This is a genomic window from Streptomyces sp. PTL18, from assembly GCF_059510295.1.
In genome coordinates, this window is the sequence record NZ_JCAJZO010000002.1 from 426,715 (window position 1) to 445,005 (window position 18,291).

Sequence of the window (18,291 nt, forward strand, 5' to 3'; positions counted from 1 at the left end):
CGACAAGCACAGGAAGCACGGCACTCACCCCACCCGCGCCGCCACCCCGGTCCCCGCCATCTTGGCGTACTGCTCCCGCACCTCCCGGTACCGCAGCAGTTCCGCCGCCACCGGGTCCAGGACCCGGCCCCGACCGCACTCGGCCGCGGCGTCCCTCAACCGCCGTTCCGCCTCCAGCCCGTACCGCCGGGCGGGTCCCCGTGCCGCCATCCCGCAACCCCACTCGACGGCCGGACCGCCGGCCAGCCCGGCCACCAACAGCAGCAACGGCATCCAGGGGCTCGACGACATGAAGCCGACAACCTGTCCCAACAGCCACATGCACCCCACAAGTTGCAGAAGTGTCATCGACATCTGGGCCAGCACGGCGACCCGCCACCACCCGGGCCGGGGCGGCCGTTCCGTCGGCGGGGAGGCATGCACCGACAACTCGTCCAGCGCCTCCGACAGCCCCACGGCTCCCCGTACCGCGGCCTCACGCACCGCCTGAGCCCAGGGCACCGGCAGCCCGGCGGCCGCCCGGTCCGCCACCGTCCGCACAGCCTGTTCGACGCGCTGCCGCGCGGTTGCCTCCTCATCCGGGGGCACGGGCAGCGGCAGACGTCCCGTGGAGGGTTCGCGCCGCTGCCGGCACCACCGCCACAGCCGCAGCCACGGCGTTCCGCACGCCCGGTTGGCGTGCCGCAGCCAGGCGCGCTCGGCGGCCTCTCCCGCGGCGGTCGCACCCACCGCGTCCGCGAGCCGGGCGGCGAACTCCTGGCGCGCCTCGTCGGTGAGCCCGGCCCGCACCGCGGTGGCGCAGAGGGGCCGCAGCCGGGCGGCTACCGCGTCCACGTCCGCGGAGACACGGCGCGCGGCGGCCCCGCGCTCGACCACGAACTGATAGAGCGCCTCGCGCAGTTCACCCACGCCCTCGCCGGTCAGCGCGGACAGCGCGAGGACCGTCGCGCCCGGCTCGCCGTACTCCCCCAGGGCGATCCCGTCCCCGTCGAGCAGCCGCCGCAGATCGTCGAGCACCTGCTCGGCGGCCTCCCCGGGGAGCCGGTCGACCTGGTTGAGGACGACGAACATGACCTCGGCGTGCCCGGCCAGGGGTCGCAGGTAGCGTTCGTGGAGGACGGCGTCGGCGTACTTCTCGGGGTCGACGACCCAGATGACGGCGTCCACGAGCGCCAGGATGCGGTCGACCTGTTCCCGGTGCTCCACGGCTGCGGAGTCGTGGTCGGGCAGGTCGACCAGGACGAGCCCGTTCAGCCGCGACTCGCCGTCGGGGTTCGGCAGGGGGCGACGGCGCAGCCGCCCCGGGATGCCGAGGCGGTCGAGCAGCGGGCCTGTGCCGTCGCTCCAACTGCACGCGATCGGGGCGGCGGTGGTCGGCCGTCGCAGCCCGGTCTCGGAGAGGGGCACACCGGCGAGCGCGTTGAAGAGCGCCGACTTCCCGCTGCCGGTGGCGCCCGCGAGGGCGACCACGGTGTGCTCCCCGGAGAGCCTGCGTCGTGCGGCCGCCTCGTCCAGGACGCGGCCCGCCTCGGCGAGCGCGCGGCTGTCCATCCGGGTCCGCGAAAGACCCACCAGTTCGCGCAGCGCGTCCAGGCGCGAGCGCAGGGGGCCGTCGTAGGCGAGCGGCGCGGGCTGCCGTACGGCCGCGCCGGTGGGCTCGCCCGGTGCGATGCCCTCCTGCGGGACGGCCGTGGCGGGCATGCGGCGGGCGATCAGTCCGTCGTCCCAGACGGTAGGCGCCTCCGGACCCACCACCGGGTCGCCGTGCACGCCCGCGTGCCGGTCTTCCGCCACGCCGGCGGACGTCTGCTCGGGCGCGCCCGTCGGGGATCCGTACGGCGCGCCGATGCCCGCACCGGTCTCCTGTGCCGCGGCACCGCGCTCCCCGCGTGTGTGCCCGGAATCGTGCTCCTCGCGCGCGTACTCACCGGTCGGCCGATCGCCGCCCGCGTGCCCCTCAACGGTGCTGACGAGTCCCTCCGGAAGATCGTGAGGCTCGTGTTGAGCCCTGTGATGGCTGTGGTCCCCGGGATCCTTGGCAGCGGTCACCGCGGTCACCTCTCCTTCTCCAGTACGGACAGCGCGGCGATGAGTTCGGCCTGGGGTTCGGCGTGGACGTCGAGGGCGTCGAGGGGGGCGAGGCGGCGCTCGCGTTCCGTGCGCAGGGCCCGGTCGAGGTACTCCGAGAGCAGCAGCGCGGCGCGCTCACGCAGCCGCAGCGCCCGTTGGGCGCCGATCCGCTCGGCGAGCCCCTCGCCGGCCGTCCTGGCCCGCGGTCCGCCGAGCAGGGCCGTGGCGACGAGGGCGGCCACCTCGTCGGCGTCCTGGGCGGCGGCCTTGTCGAGGTCCCGCACCGCTTCCTCGGAGTACTCCTCCAGGACGCGCCGCCAGCGTCGTACGGTCATCCCGATGCGGTGCTCGGCGCTCTCCAGCGTGGAGTCGCGTTGCGTCAGTTCCGGGGCCGCAGCGGCGGGTTCTGCCCGCCAGGCCTCCTCCACACGCTCGTCGGCGGCTGAGACCGCGCACAGCAGCAGGGCACCCAGGCTGTCGACGAGGGCGTCCAGGAGCTCCGCGGCGGTGCTGTCGACGGGGCGACCGCGCCAGCGCTTCAGGGCGTCGCCGGAGAGGACGGCCCCGGACTCCAGACGCTCCCGCACGCGCGCGTACTCGCTGTCGTACGCAGTGTCGACTTCGGCCGTGAGCCGGAGGGCGGCGGCGTACTGGGCGGCGGCGGCGCCGGCCAGTTCGGGCAACCGCGCCCTGAGCGAGTCGAGGGCTCCCTGGGCGGTCCGTGTCATGGCGGCCTCCCGGGCGGCGGAATCCCGCACCAGGTGGGTGAGCCACTCGCGCAGGGGCTCGACGGCCGTGGCGGGCAGCAGGCCTCCGCCCCAGGCGGACTCGGGCAGTTCGGGCACGGTGAAGCGGGGAACGTCGCCGAGCCCGGCCTTGGCGAGCAGGGCGCCGTACTGCCGTGACACCTCGGACACGACCTGGTGCGGTACCCGGTCGAGCACGGTGACGAGGGTCGCGCGGTACTCCTTGGCGGTGCGCAGCAGGTGCCACGGCACGGCGTCGGCGTAGCGGGCGGCGGTGGTGACCAGGATCCAGATGTCGGCGGCGCACATCAGCTCGGCCGCGAGGATCCGGTTGCCCGCCACCAGGGAGTCGATGTCGGGCGCGTCGAGGAGGGCCAGCCCGGGCGGCAGCGTGTCGGCGGTCTCGATGCGCAGCACTCGCTCCTCGCGGCCGACGGCGGCACGCAGATCGTCGCCGGAGTCCTGCTGCGGCACCCACACGCGCGGAAGGGCGGGCAGGACGCGCATACGGCTGAACCAGTGGTGGTCCCCCGGGTGGCAGACGAGGACGGGTGTACGGGTGGTGGGCCGCAGCACTCCGGCCTCGCTGACCTTCCTCCCGACGAGGGAATTGACGAGCGTCGACTTGCCGCTGCCGGTGGATCCCCCGACGACGGCCAGCAGGGGCGCTTCAGGCTCTCTCAGGCGGGGCACGACATAGTCGTCGAGCTGTGCGAGAAGCTCGTCGCGATTCGCACGCGCGCGTTGAGCCCCGGCCAGGGGCAGCGGGAAGCGTGCGGCGGCGACACGGTCGCGCAGGGCGGAGAGTGCGTCGAGCAGCTGAGGCCGTACGTCCAAGGTCACCACATGCGAAGAATGCCCAATTTTGGAGGTTTTCTGAAGCATATGGCAATGTCTGCGCGCCGAAGGACACACGGGACGGAAGGGGCGACTGGGACGCAGGCATAACGAGTGCACAACACCCGGGGCGTCGGACGCCAAAAGCGGTGCACGATTCGTACCTGCCTGCGATTATCGGACCGCTTCACCGAACCTCCACAGGGAGCCACGGAGGCGAAGCAACAGGGACAAGGGCCCGGGGAGCCCTATCCTTGTCCCCGGCAAGGTCACGGATCAGCCCGTCCGGGCACCACGACAGGCCACCACACAGGCCCCCGTAGCTCAGTGGATAGAGCAGGCGCCTTCTAAGCGCTTGGCCGCAGGTTCGAGTCCTGCCGGGGGCGCCACGTCCTACCTGCAAAAACGCCCCGGAGGGGTTCTCCCCTCCAGGGCGTTTCGCGTCTCTGACGGCAACGCTGACGGCAACGGCCCGGTCACTCGTCGGCCAGCAGGCTCCCCAGCCGGTCCAGGGCGGCCCGCTTCTCGCTCATGTCCGCGTGCGCGTAGATGTTCATGGTCACGTCCAGCGCGCTGTGCCCGACCATGTCGCGAACGATGTGCGGCGGGATGCCGAGGCCGAGCAGCAAGGTCACGCAGGTGTGGCGGAGATCGTGAAAGCGGACGTCCAGGCCCAGCCGTTCCCGGATCGGGTAGAAGTGCCGGTTCAGGTTCCGGGGCGGATCGGGGTCCCCCGCCTGGTGGTGAAGACCAGGCCGGTTTCCTGCCACTGCTCCCCCGCAGTCTCGCGCTCTTCTGCCTGGCGCTCACCGTGCCGGCGGAGTGCGTCCACGCACACGGCCGGGAGGGGGACCGGCCGCTCCGAGCGACGCGTCGCGGGCGAGCTTCTTCTTTCCGAGCCGGGGCACAGCGACATCCTTCCCACCCGCCCTACAAGGCAAGCCAGTTCAGATGTCACCCGATCGTGCAGCAGACCCGTTCGCCGGGCTTGATGCTGCCAGTGGCGATCTGGTGACTCAGATCGTCGGCGATCTCGTGATGGTGTGAAGGCACGGACCGGATCACCGCCTTCTCAACATCCGAACGGCGGCGATCCGGGTTCGCGCGTGTATGGTCAGCAGCTCGCCCGACTCGAAGAGCAGTTGCTTGGCGCCTTGGGGCAGTTGGAAGAGGTCTGTCACTCGGTAGCCCCGGACGCCGAGTTGGATGATGTCGCCACGCTGCACGGTGGTCGCGGTGACCTCGATGTTGGATACCGGCGCGCCACCGTGTGTCCAGCCGGTCACCGCTCCACCTCCGCAGGCGTGGACTGGTCGGAAGCCGGGTGACACGGGCAGTCGCACGTCTCGTAGACAACCGGCAGGTCGATCGGTGCGGAGACGGGGGAGGACTCCGTGCAAGCAAGGTGTGCGCCGATACGGCAGGCGGTCGACCGGTAGGGGACGGCCGAGGCCTCGGCGATGTCGGCTGTTGGCTAGGCATCAGCTGACCCCCGCGCGAGGGACGACCAGGCTTCGGCGGTCAGATGGGAAGCCCCTACCACCGCGCGCGGCCGCACTCGTTTCTCCCAAGCCAGCAGGTACGGACGGACGAGCTCGCTTTCCTCGCCCCTGAGCGGGTGACAGTGGTTCGCGCTCTCGGCAGCCCGGCCCACGATGACCGTCGCGGCGTCAGCGAACGCAGAGAAGGCGGGGGCGGCCGGCGGCCGGGAGGGCGCTAAGGGGCGGCGGTGCCTGCCCTTGGGGAAGTACCGCGCTCTGGTGAGCGAGACGGCACGGCGGATACGGTTGAGCACGCTGCTCAGCTCCTTCCGCTGATGGCTGGGTCCCCCGACATCGCCCGTCGTGGGGACCGTTTTGTGTACGACCGCCCAGAGGGTGCGGCCGTTCAGACTGGTGGCGACGAGCCCGAACCGATCGGCCTCGGCCACCACTTCCAGAACCTCCCGCCATAAGTCGGCGGAGAGCGATCCCGGTACCTCCGCTTCGACCGACGCGTACCGGTCGTGCTCCTCCACGCGCGTGGGAAGCCCGACGGCGGACAGCCGGGCGGCGATGGCCGCCGCGCTAGATCCCGAAGCGGGCACAGGGCAGCCTCCGTCAATCGGTGATCACTTTCAGTGAAGCTAGTTAACTAGATTAGAGCTAGTGGACTAGATTTTCCATATGCCTGAGCAGCCGCCCTATCTCCGCATCGCCGACGAACTCCGGCGGCGGATCGCGGAGCACGTATGGGAGCCGGGGGATCGTCTGCCCTCCCGCGCTCAGATCGGCCAGGAGTGCGGGGTGGGCGAGAACGTGGTCCGCCGGGCCCAAGAGCTGCTGATTTCCCAGGGTGTGCTGGAGGGCCGCGCCGGTTCGGGCACGTACGTCGCCGAGCCCCGGCAGCGGGCGCGAGTGGTTCGTTCCTCCGCGCGTGAGCGGCCCGACGGATCGCCGTTCCGGGCGGACATGAAGGCTGTGGGCAGGCAAGGGGATTGGGAGAGCCGGACTGAGGCCAAGGTGCCGGCTCCGGCGGACATCGCGGCGCGGCTCGGCATCGCCGAGGGCGACCTCTGCGTCCGGACGACGTACGAGTTCCTGGCCGATGGCCGACCAGTACAGCTCTCTACGAGTTGGGAGCCGTACGACCTCACCGCCGGCACCCTCGTCGTACTCCCCGAGGGAGGGCCCCACGCCGGAGCGGGTGTCGTGAACCGGATGGCGGCCATCGGGGTCACGGTCAGCCACGCCGTTGAGCAGCCGGAGCCGAGGCATGCGACCTCCGAGGAGGCTTCACTCCTGGGCATCCAGAAGGCCGCGCTCGTGACGCACATCCGGCGGACGTACTACAGCGACGAAGGACGGCCGGTCGAGACAGCGGACATCGTGGTGCCCGCCGCGCACTGCGAGATCGTCTACGAGATCCCGATCAACCGCTAACCGTCACTCCGGGGGCGGCTGACGGCCGCAGCGTGAGGTGCAAAAGGCGTGCGCCCCGTCGACGACAGTTGGTCGTCAGCGAGGCGCCACTGCGAGATCAGCGGTCCCTTAAGGCCTGCCCGGCGAGGGAATGCCTTCACCGTCTCGGCCGGCGGAACTGACGGTTTGTGGGTTACCCAGAGCAGTTCCGCCGGCCAGCGGTGTGCCCAGTCGGGTGGGTCGGTTTCGTTGTAGCCGTTGGGTGTTCCGGGTTCGGGCCGCGGCTCGATGAGGTCGTCGATGACGAGACCCGCGCCGCGCAGGACCCTGACCCAGTCGCCGTAGGTGAGCTGATAGCTGGTCGCGTCGCCGTCTTCGGCAATGGTGTTCAGCCCGAAGTATTCCTTCTGCAGCGTCGTGGTCACGCGGCTGGCGGCTTCGTCGTAGCAGACTTCGAACCATGGGCTGGCGACGTTGAACACCAGGCGCCCGCCTGGGCGCAAGACGCGCGCGGCCTGCGGGACGGCCATGTGCGGGGGTGCCCAGCTGAGCCCACCGAAGTCGCAGAACACCAGGTCGAAGCTGTCGGTGGCAAAGGGGAGTCGTTCGGCGGCGGCTTGCACCAGCGGATAGCGGGCCGCTCCCATCGCGCGGCTCGCTGCGGCGAGTTGGGCTTCGGACAGGTCGAGCCCCACCACAGTGGCGCCCTCGGCGGCGAGCGCCCTGGACCACTGGCCGGCGCCGCAGCCCAGTTCGAGGACGCGTTTGCCGGTGACGTCGCCCAGGGCCTTCAGGTTCGCATCGGGGATGGAGTACATGCCCCACAGCCGGGGGGTGGCCCCGATCTGCGGGTCGTGTTCGCGCTGGTAGGCGCTGCTGATCCGGTTCCAGAGCCGCCGGTTGGCGGGGATGCTGTCCACGTGCCGACTCCAGCACTGCCTGTCGGGGGCGGTCAACACGATCAGGGCACTGGTCGGCCCTCGCCTCGGTCCGGCCCTGGCTCGGCCCGTGATCCGCCGGCCAGAACACCTAGGCCATGAGCGATGGAGTCACTCGCCGAGCTGAGCGGCCAGGAACACCGCTGCCACCGAGGGGCGGACTGCGTACGTCGCGCCCGCGCTCCCCTCGGGTGCCTCCCACCAGTAGAACGGAAGCCGCCGCCCACTCTTGCTGTGTCCCTTGCGCATCCCGGACAGCACCCCTGCCACGCGCCGCGCCGGATCACTCTCGTTCGGCCCGTCCAGGGCCTTGTCCACCAGCTCCGTGCAGTGGATCCGCCGGCCAGGGTTGCGCGCCAAGTACTCGAGCACCTGCCGGGCCTGCGGTGCGAGTTCAGCCAAGAACACTGCGGCGCGCTGCAAGTCCTCCGGACCCCATTCCGGGGCGCCGTAGTGCCCGTCTTCGCCCGAGTGCTCAGCCCATCGCGGATCAACCTCAGACAGATACTCCGTCATGCCCGCCCCCAACAGTTGCTACTCGGCGTGTGTGTCGTTGGCACCGTACAGAGCCACCAGGACACTGCGTGTCGAATCCGTGTCGAAGTTCTACCGACAAGCCGCTCAGCTGAGGAAGAGTCACAGGTCAAGAGGAGGACGGGACGCAGCCGCAGAGCGCCTTCCAAGCGCTTGGCCGCAGGTTCGAGTCCTGCCGGGGGCGCCGGTTTCGGCTCTCCCTTCGGGAAGGGCTTTTTGCTGGTCAGGGCGGGTGCGGGCGCACACGCAAGAGCGCCGGACCGCCCCCGCTGATCGCGGGGAGGTTCCGGCGGCGTCCGGCTGTCACCGGGTTTCTGCGGATGGCCGCGGTGAATACGCGGAGAAGTTCTCCCGCGCCCTGTGGCGGTTGAGGCAGCTTCCGTGCCTCCTGCGACGTCGTGAACCGCAATCCACCCCACGGGGGCGTCGGCCCGGCAACAGTGAGCCGCCCAGCAAGGTGCCGGGCCCCTCTGGGGATCAAGAGGCTTTGCGGGGCAGAGCAGGGGGCCGTTGATCGCCCCGACAGCCCTCGGTGGTGTGCGGTGGTGGATCTTGCAGGGCGACGGCCTACGGGACTTCAGCACGGGCGACGTGAGCCGCAGCTCGTGCCGCTCGTACGCGTACGACCTGCTGCGTTGGTGGCGTTGGCCGGCGGCGATCGGGGGTTCGTGGGAGCGGACCGAGCGCGCCGACGTGCGGGTGTCGTGCTGTCGGCTACAGCCTGAAAAGGGCGGTCTTTCAGATCACAAAGCCGACACCCGCCGCCGCGCGAGCCGCCAACCGGGAGCCGACCAAAGCTCTGAACCAGCGTCCCTGACAGTCGGCTCAGGGCGACACGCTGGTCGCCGGTGACGCGCCCGCAACCGGATGCGAGGCCAAAACCAGAACGCACTCTCAGCAGATATACACTCAGAGTATATCTGCGGTGTATGGTCCTCGCATGAGTGTTCCTCTCACCCTGTTGGGGCTGCTGGAGCGGGAGCCGAGCCATGGCTACGACCTCAAGCGCGACTATGACGCCTTCTTCAACCGCGGCAAGCCGCTGCCGTACGGGCAGGTCTATACGACTCTTGGCCGGTTGGCGCGGGACGGGAAGGTCATTGCAGGCGAGGCGGAGCCCGGGGTCGGCCCCGAGCGCAAGCGCTATGTGATCACCGAGGCGGGGGCGACGGAGTTCGAGACCTGGCTCACCGAGCCGGTGGCCCCCGAGCCCAATCTGCAGACCGTGCTGTTCACCAAAGTCGTGCTGGCCCTGATGCTCGGCCGCGACGCCCAGCAGTACCTCGACACCCAGCGGGCCGCCCACCTGAAGCGGATGCACGAGCTGACGAAGCTGCGTCGCACCGGCCCGATCATCGACGCCCTGCTCGCCGACCACGGCCTGTTCCACCTGGAGGCCGACCTACGATGGATCGAGCTGACCACGGCCCGGATGGACACACTCGCAGCGGCGGTGCGCGGATGACCGCCCTGATCGAGGCCCGCGACCTCACCCTCTCCTTCGGCGAGACCCCCGCCCTGCGCGGCGCCAGCCTGGCCATCGAGGCCGGCGAGGTGTTCGCCGTGATGGGCCCGAGCGGCTCGGGCAAGTCCACCCTGCTGCACTGCCTGGCCGGCATCCTCACCCCCGACTCGGGCGAGGTCCACTTCGACGGACACCGCATCGACACCATGAACGAGGCCGAGCGCAGCGCCCTGCGCCGCGACACCTTCGGCTTCGTCTTCCAGTTCGGCCAGCTCGTCCCCGAGTTGACCGCCGAGGAGAACATCGCCCTGCCGCTGCTGTTCTCCGGCATGCGCCGGGCGAGCGCGCTCGCCGAGGCCCGGCCCTGGTTCGCCCGGCTGGGCCTGGACGGCCTGGAGCAGCGCCGCTCCGGCGAGTTGTCGGGCGGTCAGGCGCAGCGGGTGGCGCTGGCCCGCGGCCTGGTGGCCCGGCCCAAGGTGCTGTTCGCCGACGAGCCGACCGGGGCGCTGGACTCGCTGACCGGCGAACAGGTGATGGACCTGATGGTGGACGCGGCCCACGAAGAGGGCACCACCATCGTCCTGGTGACCCACGAGCCCCGGGTCGCCGCGCATGCCGACCGGGAGGCCATCGTCCGCGACGGCAAGGCCAACCTGCTCACGACCGGAGGGATCGCCTCGTGATCGCCTTCGCGCTCCGCCTCGCGGTCAGCGGCGGCCGGGAGGCCCTCGCCCGGCTGGCCATGATCGCCGCCGCGGTCGCCATCGGCGTCGGGCTGCTGCTGTCGACCTTCGCCAGCATGAACGCCGTCGAACGGACGAACCAGCGGCAGGTGTGGCTCGACACCGGCGCTGCGAGCCGTACCGAGCGGGCGTCGGCGGACCCGCTGTGGTGGTGGCCGCACGGCGACTACTACGACGGCAAGTCCCTCACCGAGGTCGACGTCGCAGCGACCGGCCCGACCTCGCCCGTCCCGCCCGGCCTCACGCACCTGCCGGCGCCCGGCGAGTACTACGCCTCCCCCGCGCTGGCCAAGCTGATCCGCGACACCCCGGCCGACCAGCTGGGCGACCGCTTCCCCGGGCGGCTCACCGGCACGATCGGCGACGCCGCCCTGGCCTCCCCGGACTCACTGATCGCTGTCATCGGCCGTACCCCCGCCCAGATCAAGGGCGCACCAGGGGCGAGAGCGGTCACCACCATCGCCGGCACCCGGCCATCCCCCTGCGACAACGAGTGCTGGGACAAGGCCGTGCGCGGCGACGCGATGACACTCATCTCCGCCGTGGTGGCCGGGGCACTGATCTTCCCGGTGCTGATCTTCATCGCCACCGCGACCCGCCTGTCCGCCGCCACCCGTGAACAGCGGTACGCGTCGATGCGGCTGGTCGGCGCCACTCCCCGGCAGGTGTCGGTGATCTCGGCAGTGGAATCCGCGCTGGCGGCGGCCGCCGGGACGATGGTCGGCTTCGGGCTCTACGCCGCGCTGCGCCCGCTGGTCGCCACCATCTCGTTCACCGGGCAGCGGTTCTTCCCCTCGGACCTGACGCTCAGCGCCCCGCAGGCCCTGGGCATCGTCGTGGGCGTGCCGGTGGCGGCGGCGATCGTGGCGCGCCTCGCGCTGCGCCGGGTCACCGTCTCCCCGCTCGGCGTGACCCGCCGGGTGACCCCGCGCCCGCCGCGCGCCTGGCGGCTGATCCCGCTGCTGGCGGGCCTGGCCGAGCTGGCGTACTTCGTCTTCGCCGGCCACCGCCCGGCAACCGGGAACGGCCAGACGGCGGCCTACCTCCCGGGCTTCCTGGTGGTAATGCTGGGCCTGGTGATCGCCGGGCCGTGGCTGACCATGGCCGCCGCCCGGGCAGTCGCCCGGCGCACCCGCCGCCCGGCCGCCCTGATCGCGGTGCGCCGGCTCGCCGACGACCCGAAGGCCGGCTTCCGCGCGGTCAGCGGCCTCGTCCTGGCCCTCTTCGTGACCACCGCGACAGTCAGCATCATCGGCACCATCAACCACAACCGCGGCACGCTCGACGGCGACCGGCAGACCCGGACGGTGGTGGAGGCCGGTGCCCTCGGCGAGGCGCCCCTGGCCGGGACCGTCCCGACACGGCTGCTCACCGAGGTGCGGGCGATCCCGGGCGTGCGGGGCCTGGCCGTCGTCCACGCCAACCCCGACGGCGTCGGCAAGGTGGTACACCGGCGAGTCCACCCGGGCGATCCTCCTCCAGACGCGCCGGCACTGGTGACCTGCTCCGACCTGGCGCAGACTCCCATGGTCGGCCGCTGCCCGGCCGGCGCGAGCGTCACGGCCGTCGACTTCTACGCCTTCGTCAGCCTGCAGTCGCACCCGAGCCTGCCGTGGCCCGCCGCTGCGATCAGCACCGCAGCCGTCGCCAAGCTGCCCGTGCAACTGGTCTACGTGGCCACCGACGGGTCGACAGCCGCCATGGAACGCGTACGGACCCTGCTCACCACCGCCTACCCGCACCAACAGGCCCAAACAGTGGGCGACTGGGGCACCGATCTGCAGCAAGAGCTGGCCGGTTGGCGGCAGCTGGCCGACGTGGTGCTGCTGACCACCCTGCCGATCGCCGGCTGCAGCCTGGCCGTGAGCGTGGTTGCGGGCCTGTCGGATCGCCGACGCCCGTTCGCGTTGCTCCGACTCACCGGCGCGCCGCTGCGGCTGCTGCAGCGGGTGATCGGCCTGGAGAGCACACTGCCGCTGCTGGCGGTGGCCGCGATCTCGATCGGTACGGCCTTCGCCGCCTCCGCCCTGTTCCTGAAATCGCAGATGCACTACGACCTGGTGTCGCCGGGCACGGCGTACTACGCGCTCGTCGCCCTCGGCCTCGTCGCCTCGCTGGGCATCATCGCCTCGACTCTCCCCCTGCTCAAACGCATCACCGGCCCAGAGGCCGCCCGCAACGGCTGACACGCAACTCCCCGCTACGGCCCCAGACATCCTTCCCATGGGCGTCCGGGGCTGATGGAGCTCTTCGCGGCACGACAACGGTTGTCTCTGAATCCACAGCCAGGAGCCTTGACGATGTACATCCCTTCAGACCATCCGTCTGTTCGGCGTCGGGAACCTCGGCCCGATCAAGGCAGTGTCCTGCGGTGAACATCCTCGAACCGCGCGTGGGCGGCTCCGACCGCCTCCAGCCCGGCACAACTCACACTGCCTCCGCCCACCGGACCGCACCCGGTGGGCACGGTGCCACTCCACCTCGTCGACACCTCACGCCCGGATCCCGTGGCCGGCCCCGGGCATCACCGCGAGTTGATGGCCGGCGTCTGGTACCCCGCCCGCAGGGCGGAGGACCTGCCGCGCGCCCCCCTGGATGACCGAGGGCGCGTTGCGGGCGTTCCTGACGGACGCCGACTTCCCCCTCGACCCCGCCCTCTGCTCGCCGACCAGCGTGTCCGCGCCGGCAGGCGGTGGCCCCCACCGCCGCCATCCGCGTATCTCATGACGAGGATGTAGCACCACCAACGCCCGCTGTCACCCCACCCTTTCAACCTCAGCGGCAACGCTGACAGCAACGGCCCTGTCACTCGCCGGACAGCAGCGTCCCGAACCTGTCCAGGGCGGCCCCAAGCTTCCCAAGCCGACAGCGCCGAACATCCCCTGATCTACGGTCGCACCAGGGCTACCACAGCAATGCCAAGGCCGACGAGCCCGAACACGGTTAGGCCGGCTGTCCATACGCGATGGGAACGCAGCTTGACCAGGCCCTTGGAAGGGAGTCCTACGGATCGGCAACGTTTCTCTGCGGGGGCATGGATCTCGGGCAGCCCTGTGGTTCTTTCGAACTCTTGTAACCAGAGGCTGTCAGCGAGTTCGTGACGCCGGTGCTTCGCCAAGAGCTGCACGGACATGAAGGACACCACGATCGACAGCACGCCTGCAGTGACCCGCGCCAGTCGCCCGACATCCGGGCTGAGGGCGATCGTCATCAGGAACGCCTGGGCCGCCAGCGCCAGACCAGGTACTTGCCACATCATCGAGTCGAACCCAGCTCGTCTGGTGGCAACAATCTGGTACTGGATGAGCGCTCGCTCATCGTGCGGGGGCGGAGACGTTGCCATGACCGTCATGCAATCAGTAGTCAGACCGATCCGCAGGCATATTGACAACAACGCTGGGGATCACCCGCCCGAGGTGCCACAGCAGTCACGGTGAGGATGCTCAAGCACGGTGCCTGTGGCTCACGCGGTTCCCGGTCGTGCGCAAACCACGGTGACCGACGCGCCGTGGCAATGATGTGGCCCCGACCTTCTCACCTGGTCAGCAGCCCTGCATCCACAGCGCCGTCATGCTGTTGGGACAGCCCTCACGGAGCTGCAACTGCCTGCTCCTCAGCGAAGCCTGGTCGACCTCGGGCCGCAGGGAGGCGCGCCAGGCGCGTCGGCGCGGAGGAAGCCGTAGGGTTCCGTCCGTGGTGACTGCGACTGTCCGCGAGTGGGACGACGAGGAAGGATGGGGCGTTCTCGACTCCCCCGAGACCCCCGGCGGCTGCTTCGGCCATTTCTCCAACATCCAGTCGACCGGCTTCCGTACGCTTTCACGCGGGCAGCAGGTCGAACTCACATGGGAAGCCCCTGGCTTCAAGCAGGACGGGTACGACTACCGCGCGGTGAGCATCGTGCCTCGGCCTGCCTGACACCACGCGTGACATCAACGACGGAGTACGAGTACGCCCACGGTCCCCGGCGGACCCCAGCGGTCCCCTACGCCACCGCACCCTTCACCGCAGCAGTAGCGCCCGGTCGACCGAACTCCTGAAGCGGGTGTCGCGGCTTCGAATCCTGCCGGGCACCAGGGCAAAGGCCGCGGAATCCGCCCTGATCGCGGAGACGGGACCTCAGTGTTGAAGCGCGACCTTGAAAACCACGATGACCGATCCGAGGAGAAGGTTGATCGCACCGGCGAGCAGCATCAAACGGGGTGATGCGCCGACGCGGCTGGCGGCCACGGTTGCCCAGCCGACCTGCCCGGCCAAAGCGACCCCGACTGCCAGCCATGCCGCCCCCCGAACGTCCAGGCCGAGGATGGGACTGATGGCCACGGCACCGGCAGGTGGGACGGCCGCGTCGATGATCGGGCGTTCTTCCGCGCACACACGGCGGACCTCCCCCCGGCTCAAGTGGTGCACGATCCGGGCGCCGAAAAGGCGGGAGAAGACGTGCGCGGCCCAGAACACCACACCGGTGCACAGCAGCAGCAGAACGAGTTCCAGTCGCGGAAACGAGCCGAGCGATCCGGCGCCGACCACCACGGAGGCGGCAAGCAGCGAGCCGTAGACGGCGCCGCTGTAATCCGTCTGGGCCGCGGTGGCCGTCGGGGTCTCCGAGGGCCGCTCAGGGGGTCGGCGGTTCATGCCTCCAGGGTCGCCCAGCAGACCAGGCTCCGCATGGGCGGGAAGCGTTGGGCCGCCTGCGGGCCGTCCGAGTGGCCGCGCCACTACCGCACCGGATCGGGCGGGAAGCTCGGGGAATCAGGGTCATGAGCACCTCATTCCGGCGTTGCCGTCGTCACGGGTGAGGAGGACCCGGTCCAGACCGAGCGCCGGCGCCTTGAGCAGGACCGCTCCCAGTGCCCACGTGGCCAGTCCGCGTCTCCCGGCACCTTGATCCGGTTTCGGCACACGCCCTGGGACACCCGCGACCGGGCCGGCGGTTCCGGGGTCGGGCCGAGGAGGCCGCCGAAACCCTGGACGCGTGGGGGGAGGCTCACCGCGTCCGCGTCGACGCGATCCTGCGCGCTCAGGGCTTCGAGGGCCGACGAGGAGGCCGTAGGGCGCTGTCGTCGGAGCGCCTCGGGGCATTGGGGTGATGCCCGCGGCGCCTGACGTTTGGCGGGAACGGGAAACGTCAACTGGTCCCCCGTGACGCCCGGGAATTCCATGGGCCCGGTACCGAGAGGGAACCTGATGGCAAGGAGGAGACGAATCCCCCTTCGTTGGATTCGCGTCTGGGCCACTGCGGGCATCGTGTTTCCCGTGACGCTTGCCGTCGCCTCGGCGCCTTCGGCCGCGAGTACCAGCGAGGTCCGCCCCGCCGACGACGGCACGCCGGACGGCGGCGGCGCCCGGGCATGCCGGCTCAGCACCGGGCCTTTTCAACTGCAGGTGGAAAAATATCTGGGCCTGCCCCAGGACGGAGTGCAGTCCGAGGAGGACTGCGCGGCCATCCAGGAAATGCAGCAGCAGTACGAGATCGACCCGGCGGACGGCTATGCCGACGTCGTCAGCTACCGCGCGTCGATCGTTGTCTGGGCGGCGACGCACAAGCAGTCCCTCACCGGATGCCCGGAGGCGCGGAAGGTCGTGGTCTGTGTGGACCAGACCCGTCAGCTGCTGTGGGTGCGGAAGAAGAAAAAGATCGTCTTCGGTCCCGTCCCCGCGCGTACCGGCAGGCCGGGGTACGGGACCCGCAATGGCCGGCACAAGATCTACCGGCGCGTCGAGGACTTCTACTCGGACCTGTTTCCCGGCCCGATGCCGTACAGCCAGTTCTTCGACCGCGGTGAGGCCCTCCACGCCAGTTACCGGCCCATTTTCGAGGACCCGGGATCGCACGGCTGCGTGAATCTCCGGTACGACGACGCCAAGGCTCTCTGGTCCCTGTTGCGCATCGGGGACAGCGTCTACCTGTGGGGCAACAGACAGGGGCAGTGATCCCGCACGTCCTCCGACGACTCATGATGTGTCAGGGCATCTCATGATGTGTCAAGGCGTCTCATGATGTGTCATGACGCGTTATGGCGTCTCATGACGAACGCACGACGCCTCATGACGAACCACGACCTGCCGCCGCGGCCGGCCCGTGTTCTCGGGTCAGCCGCGCAGACTGAGCGCCGGCACCAGGACGTGCGCGGCCGTGGTCAGGGTCTCCTCGGCGCCCGCGAACTCCGCCAGCCGCTCCGGCTCGACGGGCCTGCCGGGCGCGGCCCCGGGCCACGGGCGGGTGGCGAACAGGAAGTAGGCGTGGCCGCGGGCGCGCAGGGCGGCGAGCCACTGAGGCGGCACGGTGCACTGGGCGTTCAGATACGGCATCGTGACGACGACCTGACCCGCCTCGGCCAGCAGCGTCACCGGCAGGCCCGGGCGCTGGGTGCCGTCGATGAGCCTGCCGCCGGGGTCGAGCCCGTTGGCGCGCAGCAGCGTCTCGACGGCGGCCGCCGAGCCCTCCGGACCGCTGTCGCCGTCGCCGAGGGAGTAGGCGAGCAGGTAGGGCATGTCCCCGTCGGGGGCCTCGCCGCTCCAGGCCAGGACGACGAGCGTGCCGAGGTCTGCGGCACGAAAGGGGCGCGCCGCGCTGGAAGTTGTGGTCACCGCCGAACCGTATCGACGGCCGGGCGGGTCACCGTGCGGTTTCTCGCCCGACCGGGGGATGCGGACTGCGGTGACCACACGAACGAGGGACGGGGACGCGGACGGCTACCGGCCTCGGAGCGGAAGACCGCCCAGCAGGCGGGAGGTGCCGACGTGCCGGTTCAGGGCGGCCGCCGCGCCGTTCACCGTGCTCAGCACGGAGTGCTTGTTCTCGGTGTCCAGGGTCTCGGACTGGTGGGCGATGGGGCGGACGTCGAGGGTCTTCTGGGTGGTGATGGTCTGCAGCGCGCCGTTGAGGCTGGTGGGCGTCAGGCCGGAGGCGTCGTCGGCGAAGGCGGGTGCGGCGACGCCGGTGAGGGCCAGGGACCCGGCGACGACTGCGACGGCCTTGAGGGACTTCATCCGTGTTCCTTTCTTCGGCGACCGATGTCACCGGAGCTTCGGTGACCGAAGGCCACCGGAGGGGACGGTTGCGTCCTGGCTAACGAGCCCCCGACCCGGCGGAAACCCCGCGTGCGGAGGATTCGGACGGCCCGGTTCAGCGCCTGCCGTACGGCGTGGCCGAGACCGTGCGTTGTGGCGGGTCCATGGGCGTGTTGGACGGCCTGGACTTCCCGCTGAGACCCGGCGTGGCCGTCGAACTGGCCTTCGCCGAGGGGCTCCCGCTCGGCTTCGGCGTCAGCGAGGGCGGAAGGCTGGGCAGGTTCGGCAGGCTGGGAAGAGCGGGCATGGTCATCCCACTGGCGACGGAAGCGACGAGGACGCTGATGAGTTTGTTGAGCACGGTCGTGGCCGCCGGCAGTACCTGACCGACGTTGCCGGACATGGCCGCCGCGGCCAGGTCGTCGACCGCCTTGCGCAGCGCCGCGAGCGCGTCGCGCTGGGTGTCGTTGTGCGCCGGTATGGACCCGGTGGGCGCCGGGGTGGGCGAGGTGATCCCGGAGATGGAGTCCTTCGCGGCCTTGGCGAGCCTGGCCACCTCCTTGGCGGGCAGCCGGTGGTTGTCACCGGCGAGCGCGGCCTTGAGCAGCTCCGAGACGGGTGCCACGGCACGGTCGGCTTCGGCGAGCCGCTGGACGCGGGGCAGGAGCACGTCGGGTGCCGGCAGGGGCGCGGAGGCGTGGGTACGCCCGCGGGACGCGTCGTGGTCGGCGGCCATCGCGGCGGGCCCCGTGACGCCGACCAGCAGGGCGGCGCAGACAGCGGTGGAAGCAAGGCGGACAACGGGCAGAGCGGGCATGTGTGGTCCCTTCGTGGTCGGTGAGGGTGCTTGTGCTCACCGTGGAAGGAGCCGCCGTGGCGTGCAACAGATCGGCTGCGCGGAGTAGCGCCAGCCGCCCGTCGTGCACCACGTTTCCGCTGATCAGACGCCATGGGAGGGGGTCGGAGAGGGCACCACCCGTTCGGTGCAACGCCAAACGGGCGAGACGACGCCAACCGGCCGTCCCCCCGAAGGGGGACGGCCGG

At 70.7% G+C, this 18,291-nt stretch carries 16 protein-coding genes, 1 tRNA gene and 2 pseudogenes; 7 read left to right on the plus strand and 12 right to left on the minus strand.

The window, feature by feature from the left end; genetic code table 11:
- Positions 1-24 precede the first annotated feature (24 nt).
- Complete coding sequence (locus tag AC5WS8_RS06310) at positions 25-2,058, minus strand: YfjP family GTPase (protein WP_496102278.1); 2,034 nt, start codon at positions 2,056-2,058, stop codon at positions 25-27.
- A complete protein-coding gene (locus AC5WS8_RS06315; RefSeq protein ID WP_496102279.1) occupies positions 2,055-3,662 on the minus strand; it encodes a dynamin family protein in 1,608 nt (535 codons plus the stop codon). The genes AC5WS8_RS06310 and AC5WS8_RS06315 overlap by 4 nt, the downstream gene beginning before the upstream one ends.
- Positions 3,663-3,966: 304 nt before the next feature.
- Here AC5WS8_RS06315 and AC5WS8_RS06320 point away from each other — a divergent pair.
- Positions 3,967-4,042, plus strand: a tRNA-Arg gene (locus AC5WS8_RS06320).
- Between the two features lie 87 nt (positions 4,043-4,129).
- On the opposite strand, the gene AC5WS8_RS06325 is transcribed toward AC5WS8_RS06320, so the two are convergent.
- The 3 genes and pseudogenes from AC5WS8_RS06325 to AC5WS8_RS06335 all read right to left on the minus strand — a co-directional run.
- A complete protein-coding gene (locus AC5WS8_RS06325) occupies positions 4,130-4,423 on the minus strand; it encodes a tyrosine-type recombinase/integrase (protein WP_496102280.1) in 294 nt (97 codons plus the stop codon).
- Between the two features lie 291 nt (positions 4,424-4,714).
- Entirely contained in the window at positions 4,715-4,939 is a 225-nt protein-coding gene (locus tag AC5WS8_RS06330) for a hypothetical protein (RefSeq protein WP_496102281.1), read from the minus strand.
- 524 nt (positions 4,940-5,463) lie between these two features.
- Positions 5,464-5,739 (minus strand): annotated as a pseudogene (locus AC5WS8_RS06335) (hypothetical protein); the annotation flags it as partial.
- Between the two features lie 79 nt (positions 5,740-5,818).
- On the opposite strand from AC5WS8_RS06335, the gene AC5WS8_RS06340 reads away from it, so the two are divergent.
- Entirely contained in the window at positions 5,819-6,574 is a 756-nt protein-coding gene (locus AC5WS8_RS06340) for a GntR family transcriptional regulator (protein ID WP_496102282.1), read from the plus strand.
- Positions 6,575-6,735: 161 nt separating this feature from the next.
- On the opposite strand, the pseudogene AC5WS8_RS06345 reads toward AC5WS8_RS06340, so the two are convergent.
- Positions 6,736-7,473: pseudogene (locus tag AC5WS8_RS06345) on the minus strand (class I SAM-dependent methyltransferase); the annotation flags it as partial.
- 129 nt (positions 7,474-7,602) lie between these two features.
- Positions 7,603-7,899, minus strand: coding sequence for a DUF6416 domain-containing protein (locus tag AC5WS8_RS06350; RefSeq protein WP_496102283.1), 297 nt, complete (start codon positions 7,897-7,899; stop codon positions 7,603-7,605).
- A 1,066-nt stretch (positions 7,900-8,965) separates the two neighbouring features.
- Between AC5WS8_RS06350 and AC5WS8_RS06355 the strand changes: the two genes are divergently transcribed.
- The 3 genes from AC5WS8_RS06355 to AC5WS8_RS06365 are packed head-to-tail and all read left to right on the plus strand — an operon-like array spanning position 8,966 to position 12,419.
- Positions 8,966-9,490, plus strand: a complete 525-nt coding sequence (locus AC5WS8_RS06355; RefSeq protein ID WP_496102284.1) for a PadR family transcriptional regulator — start codon at positions 8,966-8,968, stop codon at positions 9,488-9,490.
- The gene (locus AC5WS8_RS06360; RefSeq protein WP_496102285.1) at positions 9,487-10,173 is read left to right on the plus strand and encodes an ABC transporter ATP-binding protein; all 687 of its coding nucleotides are present in this window, start codon (positions 9,487-9,489) and stop codon (positions 10,171-10,173) included. Before AC5WS8_RS06355 ends, AC5WS8_RS06360 begins: the two co-directional genes overlap by 4 nt.
- Entirely contained in the window at positions 10,170-12,419 is a 2,250-nt protein-coding gene (locus AC5WS8_RS06365) for an ABC transporter permease (RefSeq protein ID WP_496102286.1), read from the plus strand. Before AC5WS8_RS06360 ends, AC5WS8_RS06365 begins: the two co-directional genes overlap by 4 nt.
- Before the next feature lie 701 nt (positions 12,420-13,120).
- Here the strand turns inward: AC5WS8_RS06365 and AC5WS8_RS06370 are convergent.
- Positions 13,121-13,585, minus strand: coding sequence for a hypothetical protein (locus tag AC5WS8_RS06370; protein ID WP_496102287.1), 465 nt, complete (start codon positions 13,583-13,585; stop codon positions 13,121-13,123).
- 341 nt (positions 13,586-13,926) lie between these two features.
- Between AC5WS8_RS06370 and AC5WS8_RS06375 the strand changes: the two genes are divergently transcribed.
- Positions 13,927-14,151, plus strand: coding sequence for a cold-shock protein (locus AC5WS8_RS06375; RefSeq protein WP_496102288.1), 225 nt, complete (start codon positions 13,927-13,929; stop codon positions 14,149-14,151).
- Between the two features lie 201 nt (positions 14,152-14,352).
- Here the strand turns inward: AC5WS8_RS06375 and AC5WS8_RS06380 are convergent, their stop codons facing one another.
- Positions 14,353-14,868: a hypothetical protein gene (locus AC5WS8_RS06380; protein WP_496102289.1), complete on the minus strand. Its 516-nt coding sequence runs from the start codon at positions 14,866-14,868 to the stop codon at positions 14,353-14,355.
- Between the two features lie 621 nt (positions 14,869-15,489).
- On the opposite strand from AC5WS8_RS06380, the gene AC5WS8_RS06385 reads away from it, so the two are divergent.
- Positions 15,490-16,167: a L,D-transpeptidase gene (locus tag AC5WS8_RS06385; protein ID WP_496102290.1), complete on the plus strand. Its 678-nt coding sequence runs from the start codon at positions 15,490-15,492 to the stop codon at positions 16,165-16,167.
- Positions 16,168-16,326: 159 nt separating this feature from the next.
- Here AC5WS8_RS06385 and AC5WS8_RS06390 read toward each other — a convergent pair whose 3' ends face one another.
- From AC5WS8_RS06390 to AC5WS8_RS06400, 3 genes are all read right to left on the minus strand, one after another.
- The gene (locus AC5WS8_RS06390; RefSeq protein ID WP_496102291.1) at positions 16,327-16,824 is read right to left on the minus strand and encodes a DUF5949 family protein; all 498 of its coding nucleotides are present in this window, start codon (positions 16,822-16,824) and stop codon (positions 16,327-16,329) included.
- Between the two features lie 105 nt (positions 16,825-16,929).
- On the minus strand, positions 16,930-17,226 hold the full coding sequence (locus AC5WS8_RS06395; RefSeq protein WP_496102292.1) for a hypothetical protein: 297 nt from the start codon (positions 17,224-17,226) through the stop codon (positions 16,930-16,932).
- A 136-nt stretch (positions 17,227-17,362) separates the two neighbouring features.
- Positions 17,363-18,064: a hypothetical protein gene (locus AC5WS8_RS06400; RefSeq protein WP_496102293.1), complete on the minus strand. Its 702-nt coding sequence runs from the start codon at positions 18,062-18,064 to the stop codon at positions 17,363-17,365.
- Positions 18,065-18,291: the final 227 nt, after the last annotated feature.

Excerpts from the sequence above, each read along its gene's own strand:
- AC5WS8_RS06380 (WP_496102289.1), bottom strand. The coding sequence starts at position 14,868 with ATGAACCGCCGACCCCCTGAGCGGCCCTCGGAGACCCCGACGGCCACC.
- AC5WS8_RS06400 (WP_496102293.1), bottom strand. The coding sequence starts at position 18,064 with ATGCCCGCTCTGCCCGTTGTCCGCCTTGCTTCCACCGCTGTCTGCGCC.
- AC5WS8_RS06355 (WP_496102284.1), top strand. The coding sequence starts at position 8,966 with ATGAGTGTTCCTCTCACCCTGTTGGGGCTGCTGGAGCGGGAGCCGAGC.
- AC5WS8_RS06395 (WP_496102292.1), bottom strand. The coding sequence starts at position 17,226 with ATGAAGTCCCTCAAGGCCGTCGCAGTCGTCGCCGGGTCCCTGGCCCTC.
- AC5WS8_RS06370 (WP_496102287.1), bottom strand. The coding sequence starts at position 13,585 with ATGACGGTCATGGCAACGTCTCCGCCCCCGCACGATGAGCGAGCGCTC.
- AC5WS8_RS06360 (WP_496102285.1), top strand. The coding sequence starts at position 9,487 with ATGACCGCCCTGATCGAGGCCCGCGACCTCACCCTCTCCTTCGGCGAG.
- AC5WS8_RS06340 (WP_496102282.1), top strand. The coding sequence starts at position 5,819 with ATGCCTGAGCAGCCGCCCTATCTCCGCATCGCCGACGAACTCCGGCGG.